The sequence below is a fragment of the Clostridium celatum DSM 1785 genome, from assembly GCF_000320405.1.
In the GTDB taxonomy this organism is placed as follows: domain Bacteria; phylum Bacillota; class Clostridia; order Clostridiales; family Clostridiaceae; genus Clostridium; species Clostridium celatum.
Genome location: NZ_KB291649.1, coordinates 131,670 through 140,620, shown reverse-complemented (window position 1 = coordinate 140,620; position 8,951 = coordinate 131,670). Strand labels below are relative to the sequence as shown.

Annotated in this window: 8 protein-coding genes and 1 other RNA gene; 7 read left to right on the top strand and 2 right to left on the bottom strand. The window is 27.9% G+C overall.

Annotated elements, in window-relative coordinates:
* Positions 1-26 precede the first annotated feature (26 nt).
* Positions 27-1,076: a CotS family spore coat protein gene (locus HMPREF0216_RS09595; protein ID WP_005213852.1), complete on the bottom strand. Its 1,050-nt coding sequence runs from the start codon at positions 1,074-1,076 to the stop codon at positions 27-29.
* A gap of 149 nt (positions 1,077-1,225) precedes the next feature.
* On the opposite strand from HMPREF0216_RS09595, the gene HMPREF0216_RS09590 reads away from it, so the two are divergent.
* From HMPREF0216_RS09590 to rnpB, 7 genes are all read left to right on the top strand, one after another.
* On the top strand, positions 1,226-2,254 hold the full coding sequence (locus tag HMPREF0216_RS09590) for a deoxyguanosinetriphosphate triphosphohydrolase (RefSeq protein WP_040419602.1): 1,029 nt from the start codon (positions 1,226-1,228) through the stop codon (positions 2,252-2,254).
* Between the two features lie 227 nt (positions 2,255-2,481).
* Positions 2,482-4,260: a DNA primase gene (gene dnaG, locus HMPREF0216_RS09585; protein ID WP_005213850.1), complete on the top strand. Its 1,779-nt coding sequence runs from the start codon at positions 2,482-2,484 to the stop codon at positions 4,258-4,260.
* Positions 4,261-4,268: 8 nt separating this feature from the next.
* Positions 4,269-5,399 (top strand): RNA polymerase sigma factor RpoD, encoded by a 1,131-nt coding sequence (gene rpoD, locus HMPREF0216_RS09580; RefSeq protein ID WP_040419601.1) that lies wholly within the window; start codon positions 4,269-4,271, stop codon positions 5,397-5,399.
* A 156-nt stretch (positions 5,400-5,555) separates the two neighbouring features.
* Positions 5,556-6,248 (top strand): tRNA (adenine(22)-N(1))-methyltransferase, encoded by a 693-nt coding sequence (locus tag HMPREF0216_RS09575; RefSeq protein WP_005213847.1) that lies wholly within the window; start codon positions 5,556-5,558, stop codon positions 6,246-6,248.
* A gap of 10 nt (positions 6,249-6,258) precedes the next feature.
* Entirely contained in the window at positions 6,259-7,044 is a 786-nt protein-coding gene (locus tag HMPREF0216_RS09570; RefSeq protein WP_005213846.1) for a Nif3-like dinuclear metal center hexameric protein, read from the top strand.
* 252 nt (positions 7,045-7,296) lie between these two features.
* A complete protein-coding gene (locus HMPREF0216_RS09565) occupies positions 7,297-7,521 on the top strand; it encodes a hypothetical protein (RefSeq protein ID WP_040419599.1) in 225 nt (74 codons plus the stop codon).
* A 46-nt stretch (positions 7,522-7,567) separates the two neighbouring features.
* Positions 7,568-7,933, top strand: an RNA gene (gene rnpB / locus HMPREF0216_RS16360) — RNase P RNA component class A.
* Between the two features lie 52 nt (positions 7,934-7,985).
* Here the strand turns inward: rnpB and HMPREF0216_RS16355 are convergent.
* Positions 7,986-8,747: an alpha/beta fold hydrolase gene (locus HMPREF0216_RS16355; RefSeq protein WP_051040691.1), complete on the bottom strand. Its 762-nt coding sequence runs from the start codon at positions 8,745-8,747 to the stop codon at positions 7,986-7,988.
* Between the last annotated feature and the right edge of the window lie 204 nt (positions 8,748-8,951).

Below are 8,951 nucleotides of genomic sequence, written 5' to 3'. Positions count from 1 at the left end.
GGAGCAATTTATTGCTCCTTATTTTTTTATTTAAATTTAACGTTGTAGTAACGCTCTAGAACTTCCATCATATTATTAATATAATCAAGCTGTTCTTGAGAACGATTTAATCCTTTTTCTAAAATTGCAACAAAGGCGTTCTTACACTTATTAATATTTTTATAGTAATCTCTAGATATTTTCCAATATTTTTGAGGAAATGCTAAATATGCTAATATATATTTTAAATCAGATGAATTAAGATCGTTAATTGACATATAATGATTTAAAACATCTATTGTTAAAGCAGAATTCCAATTAGTATTAGGTCTTTTTAATAGTCGCCTCAAAAAGTATGCAATATCATGAGCACAATAATCATATTTGCATTTATCAAAATCTATAATCCAAATATCTTCATTAGATGAGATAATTATATTTTTATTAACATAATCACCGTGGCATAAAGATGTGCTTAGATTGTCCATTTTAATAGATGAAGAAATCTCAAGTGAAAGTTTAGCAAGTTCTAAGTTACTATTTAAATTTTCTAAAAATATTTTAGAAAATTTATCATTGTAGTTATTAGCTAAATTAGCATTTTGAAGTATGTCATTAAAGTGTTTACTTATTGATAAGTGATAATCCTCAAGGCCAAAACGTTCTTTACTACCAGGTATTGATGTGAAGTTTTTAGTAACTTTATGTAGTTTAGCAAGGGTTTTAGATGAAAGCCTGACATCGTAAATGGAATCAAAATTACATTTCTCTCCACTAACCCAAGGTGTAAGGATAAAAAGCATATTTTCAAAATAAAAAAACCTATTATTATCTTTAGTAGGTAGTAATTTAGGAACATTAACTCCATTTCTATAAAGCCATTCCATAGCAGAATATACAAAAAGTAAATTTTCTTCATCATAATAAACTTTTTTTAAGCAATAGCTTTTATTATTTAATATAACTTTAAATACAGCACGTTGTTTATCTGTGTCTTTAAACTTAACCATAGTGATATCTGCATTATATAAAGAATATGCAGGTAAAATATATTTTTTTATATTTTCTATACTAATAATATTATCTTGCTCACTCATTATAAAACTCCTCGTATACTTTATTATTACTATATTATTATGAAAAATTAACAAATATACATAAAGAGAGTGTGCAATTGTATTTTATAATATATAAAATAAAGGATTTTTGAGAAAAATATAGAATGAAAAAATTAGAGGTGAATAGAATGGATATAAGAGAAAAAATAGAGGTCAATGAAGGCTTGACTTTGCTTTCACAGGCTATTCATAGTAAGGATAGCATAGGTAGAGTAAAGTATGAAGAACAAGATAAAATTAGAACTTGCTTTATGGTTGATAGAGATAGAATTATTCATTGTAAATCCTTTAGAAGGCTTAAGCATAAAACACAAGTATACATACGAACATTTGGAGACCACTATAGAACTAGACTTACTCATACATTGGAAGTTTCTCAGATAGGTAGAACTATTGGTGTAGGAATAGGTTTAAATGAAGTTTTAATAGAGGCAATTGCATTAGGCCATGATTTAGGGCATGTTGCTTTTGCACATAATGGAGAAGAAGTGTTAAATGAATTTTTAGAATCAGGGTTTAGGCATAATGAACAAAGCGTCAGAGTAGTAAATAGATTAGAGAAAAATGGATTAGGATTGAATTTAACCCATGAAGTTATTGATGGAATATTAAATCATAGTGGATTAGGACAAAAGGATAATATTGCACGTACATTAGAAGGTAGAATAGTAAAATATAGTGATAAAATTGCATATTTAAATCACGATATTGATGACTCCATAAGAGCAGGCCTAATAAGTGAAGACGATTTGCCCAAAGAAGCTATAAGAGTTTTAGGTAAGGGTCATTCAGAAAGAATAGAAACACTAGTAAGTGATATGATAACAGAAACAAAAAAAACTTTAGAAAGCGGAACGTATGATATAAGCCAAAGCAAAGAAGTAAAAGAAGCAATGGTAGAACTGAGGAAATATATGTTTAAAAATGTTTATTTAGGAGATGTATTAAAAGAAGAAAGAAATAAAGCAAAATTTATTTTACATCATGTAATTGAATATTTTTATAAAAATCCAGAAAAACTTCCAGAATTGTATAGAAAGATAATAAATGAGGAAGGATTAAAAAGAGGTGTAGCAGATTATATAGCTGGAATGACTGATGATTATTGTATTTCTATGTTTAATAAAATTTATGTGCCAAAGTTTGTAATTTATTAGTAAAAAAGTTGTATAATACAAAAAAATTGGGAACAATAAATTTTGTAGAATAAAAAGGATTTTAAGATTTAAAATAGAATAAATAATAATAGAGTTAAAAGCTCAATAAAAATATAAAAGGAAAGACAAAATAAAATAAATTAATTTTTAAAATAAGAAGGAATTTATAATATTGTGTCGAATTATAAAGAATGGATAAAAATTTTTTATAGTAAGGAGGGATCTCCTTGCAGATTTCTGAAGAAATTCTAGAAAAAATTAAATCGCAAAATGATATTGTCGATGTAATATCAGAAAGGGTTAGACTTAAGAAGGCTGGTAGAAACTTCACTGGTTTATGCCCTTTTCATAACGAAAAAACCCCATCGTTTTCAGTATCACAAGAAAAACAAATTTATAAATGTTTTGGTTGTGGAGAAGCTGGAAATGTAATTTCTTTTGTTATGAAAGATAAAAATTTACCTTTCATAGAGGCAGTAAAATATTTAGCAGGTAGAGCTAACATACCTTTAGAATTTGGAAAAAACGAAAAAAATCCAGTATCTAGAAAAAAAGAGTTGCTATATAAAGTAAATGTTGAAGCAGCAAAATTCTTTTTTTCAAATCTCATGAATAATAAAGATGCAAAAGAATACTTTTTAAATAGGGGTATTAAAGAAGAAACTATCAAAAGGTTTGGATTAGGTTTCGCTAATGATAGTTGGAATAATTTAATGTATTATTTAAGAAGAAAAGGCATAAACGATAATATTTTAGAAGAGGCTGGACTAATATCTGTAAATAAAGAAAAGGGAACTAAATATGATAGGTTTAGAAATAGAGTAATGTTTCCTGTTTTTGATTATCAAGGAAGAGTAATTGGATTTGGAGGAAGAGTACTTGATGATTCTAAACCCAAATATCTAAATTCACCTGAAACTTTAGTTTTTCAAAAAGGTACTAATCTATATGGATTAAATTTTGCTTTAAAACATAATATGAAAGAAAGGTATTTTATTATTGTTGAAGGATATATGGATTTAATATCACTTCATCAATATGGTATAACTAATGTAGTTGCTTCACTTGGAACTGCGCTTACTATTAATCAAGCTAGGTTGCTTAAAAGATATGCTGATAAAGTAGTTATATCTTATGATGCAGATATGGCAGGACAAATGGCAACTATGAGGGGACTTGAAATTTTAAGAACTGCAGGTTTTGATGTTAGGGTACTTAGTATTCCGCAAGGCAAAGATCCAGATGAATTCGTTAGAAGTAATGGAAAAGAAGCTTTTTTAAAGTTAATTAATTCAGCAGAACCATTAATAGATTATAGAATAAAAAAAGCTGAAGAGGGAATTAATTTTAAGAGTAGTGAATCTATAATATTATATTCTAAGAGAATAATGGAGATAATAGCAGACTTAAATCCTGTTGAAAAAGATGTATATATAAAAAAGGCATCTGAAAACACAGGGATAAAAGAACAAGCTTTATATGATATCCTACGCAGTAAGATAAGTGATAATAGTACAAATGAATTTAGAAATGGTAAAGAACAAAGTCAAAAGTTACATGTAGAGCCTGCCTTTTTAAAAGCAGAAAGAATTCTTTTAAAGCTTATGTTAGAAAATAAGGATTATTTAAGTTATATTGAGGATAGAATATGTGAAAAGGACTTTATTTTACCAGAACATAAACAAATTTTCACTGTTATTATAGCATCTAAAGGGGAAAATATAAATAGTATAGAGTCATTTATTGAATCAAAACTAAGTGATGTAAAAGCTATAGGAGAGTTGGTAAAGGTTAAGGAACAAAAAGTATTCTTTGCTGAAGATGTTGAAAGTCAAATTAAGGATTTTATTAAAGAAATTCATAATTACAAATTAAAGCAAAGAATAGATCAACTAAAAAAAGAACAAAAAAATCTCGAAAACCAAGGCAAAATAGAAGAATCTATTAAGTTGGCCATAGAACTTGCAAGTATTAACAAGCAACTTAAAGAAGGTAGGAGAGAGTAGTTGGTCATATAACGGAAGGAGGTAATCAGCTAGTGGAAGAAAAAACAAAAGTAAATAAAAGCAAGCCATCAGGTAATCAAGATAGAAACAATAGAATGAATATTGTTAAAAACTTACTTGATAAAGGTAAAAAAAATGGAGTACTAACATATAAGGAAATACTAGATGAGGTAGAGAACATAGATTTAAGCCCTGAACAAATCGAGAAGATTTATGAAGTATTAGAATCAATGGGAATCGAAGTTCAAGGTGAAGCTAATGATATGGATATCGTTGAAGAGGAATTAGATTTATCAGTTCCAGAAGGTATAGCAATTGATGATCCAGTTAGAATGTACTTAAAAGAAATTGGTAAAGTTCCACTTTTATCATCAGAAGAGGAAATAAACCTTGCTCAAAAAATTGAAGAAGGTAGCCAATATGCTAAAAAGAAATTAGCAGAAGCTAACCTTAGACTAGTTGTTAGTATAGCTAAAAGATATGTTGGAAGAGGAATGTTATTCTTAGATTTAATACAAGAAGGTAACCTTGGATTAATTAAAGCTGTAGAAAAGTTTGATTATAGAAAAGGATATAAGTTCTCAACATATGCTACATGGTGGATAAGACAGGCAATTACAAGAGCTATAGCTGACCAAGCAAGAACAATTAGAATACCAGTTCATATGGTAGAAACAATTAATAAGCTAATAAGAGTTCAAAGACAATTATTACAAGAGCTTGGTAGAGATCCATTCCCAGAAGAAATTTCAAAAGTTATGGACCTTCCAGTAGAAAAGGTTAGAGAAATTCAAATAATTGCTCAAGAACCAGTTTCACTTGAAACACCAATAGGAGAAGAAGAAGATTCTCACTTAGGTGACTTCATTCCAGATGATGATGCACCAGCACCAGCAGAGGCTGCTGCTTTTACAATGCTTAAAGAACAATTAATCAATGTTTTAGATACTCTAACTCCAAGAGAAGAAAAGGTATTAAGATTAAGATTTGGATTAGATGATGGAAGAGCTAGAACACTTGAAGAAGTTGGTAAAGAGTTCAATGTTACAAGAGAAAGAATTAGACAAATTGAAGCAAAGGCATTAAGAAAGCTTAGACATCCATCTAGAAGTAAGAAGTTAAAAGATTACTTAGATTAGTAAATTAGCACCAATCATTGGTGCTAATTTTTGCATTAAATAGATAAATTTAAGTAAATAAATTTAAATAAAATAACATAACTTAATAATATATTTGTAATAAAAATTAAAAATTAAAGCAAAAGATTAAATAGGATAATATCAGAGGGAGTTAAAATGGAAGTTAGTAAAAGAATAGAATTTATAATTGAAAATTTAGAAAAGGTAAATACACTTGCAGATATAGGGACTGATCATGGGTATGTACCATTAATAGCTTTAGATAGAGATATTTGCAATAAAGCAATTGCATGTGATATTAATAAAGATCCTTTAGATAAAGCAAGATTAAATGCTGTGTTAGAAGGTAGAGGCGATGAATTAGAATTTAGATTAGGAGGGGGATTTGCTCCTTTAAATTTAGGTGAAGCTAATGAAGTTGTAATTGCAGGCATGGGAGGAAATCTTATAAGAGATATATTAGAAGCTGATACTGAAAAAGTTAAAGAAGTAGATTACTTAATTTTAGTTCCTGCACAAAATCCAGAAGTTTTAAGAGAGTATTTGTACAAAAACAACTATGAGATTATAAAAGAAGATCTTTGCTATGATGAAGGAATATATTATGAATTATTTAAGGTAAGAAGTTCGGAAGGACATGCAACAGAATTAGATAGTATATATTATGAAATAAGCCCAGTGTTATTAAGAACTAAGCATCCATTAATGAAAGATTATATACAATTTAAGTTAGATGAATATAATAGAATTTTAGGTTTTATTACAGAAGCTACTGTAAGTGCTAATAAGAGAAGACAAGATATAAAAGAAAAAATAGAGATAATTACATCTATGTTAAATTATTTATAAGGGGATATTTATGAAAAAGGTAAGAGATATTATTAGAGAAATAGAAGCTTTAGCACCTATATTTTTAAAAGAAGATTTTGATAATGTAGGTTTAATGGTTGGAGATAGAGATAAGGAAGTAAAAAAGGTTTTACTTGCATTAGATTGTACTTTAAAGGTTGTAGAAGAGGCTAAAAGAGAAAATGTAGATTTAATAATAACTCATCACCCTTTAATTTTTAGAAAACCTAGTAGTATAACAACAGATACTCTTCAAGGTAAAAAAATTATTGAGTTAATAAAAAATGATATTTCACTTTATTCTAGTCATACTAATTTAGATTCAGCAGAGAATGGTTTAAATTCTACTATTGTATCTATTTTAGGTTTTGGAAATAGCGAAATTCTGGAAGTTAATAAAAGAGATGCTTCGGCAGGGCTTGGTAGAATAGTAAAATTAGATAATGAAGTTTTTTTAGATGAAATAATAAATAAGGTAAAAAATGCATTAGGAATTAATAATTTAAGAGTCGTTAGAGGTAAAGAAAAAGTATCTAAAGTAGCTATAATAAATGGTAGTGGTCAAGACTTTATAGGAAAAGCAGTAAGTCAAGGGGCTGATTTAATAATAACCGGAGATACAACTTACCATTTTGCTTCAGACTATAAGGAAATGGGTATTAATATAATTGATGTTGGACATTTTGCATCAGAACAAATAACTTTTTTTAGCGTTATGAAAAATATTAAAGATAAGATCAAAGATGTTGAATTTATTACCTCTAATGTAGAAGAAGATCCATATAGTTTTGCTTAATTGATAGTTTAATAAGTAATTTATATATAAATAGGGTAGATAAGGAAGTTTTAAAAGAAACTTCCTTATCTATTATTTAATAAATTTCAATTTAAGCATATTTAGCAATGATATGTAAGTAATATAAGATTATACAAAAAAGTATTCGTTTATTAATTTATTTTTAAAATAATTAATTTTAAAAATAAATTAATAATGAAAAAATATTGAGCGCATATATTATTAATGTAAAGAATGTATGGAGTTGAAATAATGTCAAAAAAAACTGATTGGGGAAAGGTTTTTAGAGAAACTGTAAATGATATTATATGTGCTATAAAAAGTCCATCAGCAAAACCTAAGCAACCAACTTGTCCAAATCCAAGGGCTAGAATATGTATATTAGTACTTATGGGAATAACACTTTTATTTTCAGGCATAGGTATTTACAGTTGGATAGTATTAATAATGTTGTTTATAATTTTATTTTTTGTTTAAAAAAACTATTTGTATTGTTAATTAAATTATGTTATTATAAATGCTGTGAGTAGTACATGCAATCGCTGCTAACACTAGATGTTAGGAGAGGAAAGTCGGAGCTCCATAGGGCAGGGTGCTGGTTAACGGCCAGTCAAGGCGACTTGAAGGATAGTGCAACAGAGATATACCGCCAGAAGTTATTTAACTGAGTTAATTTTTATGACTGGTAAGGGTGGAAAGGCGAGGTAAGAGCTCACCAGCATGGTGGTGACATCATGGCTATGTAAACCCCACCTGGAGCAAGACCGAGTAACGGCATTATGGGATTGCCCGTCCCGCCGTGTGGTGTGTCGCTTGAACTTACTGGTAACAGTAAGTCTAGATAGATGATTGCTTAATACAGAACTCCGCTTACGGACTATCTCACAACATGAAAAACACTAGGTTTAAGCCTAGTGTTTTTCTTTTATACTAATAAAGTATCAACTATTCAAAAAGTTTAAAATCCACGGAGAGACTATTTTAGAATTGCTAATTAAATCTTTATGATTTAATTCATCAAATATTTTCATTTCAATATTATAGTCAATAAAATTTGCTTTGTTTTTTAAAAGAGAATTTAATGTAAGGGGATTATCTTTAGTACCTGAATATATAGAAAGCTTACATTTTACATCACTAGGTTCAATGCCTGTCCAATGAGTCCATGCTTTCATTTGTGCTATATTAAGTAATAAGTCAGTTTGCATTAACCAATTAATATCTTCCGAAGATAAATTTTCACCAGCAAATACATGATTATCTTTAATATCTTGATATTTTTCATATTGTTTTATCCAGTTAGGAAGAGACGTTTTAAAAAATAAATCTCCAAAGCTTGTACCAGCACAGATGCATTTTTCTAAATTATTATTATATTTGCAAAGTTGAAGGCCTATAGTTGCACCATAAGAATGTCCAAAATAATTAAATTTAGTAAAACCTAAATGAGTAACTAAATTATTTATATCATTAAGAATATTATCTGATGAGTAAAAGCTAGGTTCGTAAGATTTACTACTTTCACCATTACCTCTAATGTCAAATGGTATTACTGTAAAATGATTTTTTAAAATATCAATCCATCCAGTTTCATTCCAGATTTCCTTAGTATTTCCCATACCATGAGCTAGTAAAAGGGCAGGACCACTTCCAAAAGTATTATAATATATTTTTGCATTATTATTAGAAACAATATAACTCAAAATTTTCACTCCTTTATTAATGTAATATATTTAAAAATAGAATTTAAGTAGTATTCTAAAAGCGGAAAAGATATTATTACTAATAATTATACAATAAAAAGAAAATAATGTAATTAAATGGATAGAAGCAGCTGGTTAATTAATACTTATAATTAATAGAATGTTAATATTATAAGTAAAAAATATTATAATTTTTCATTTATA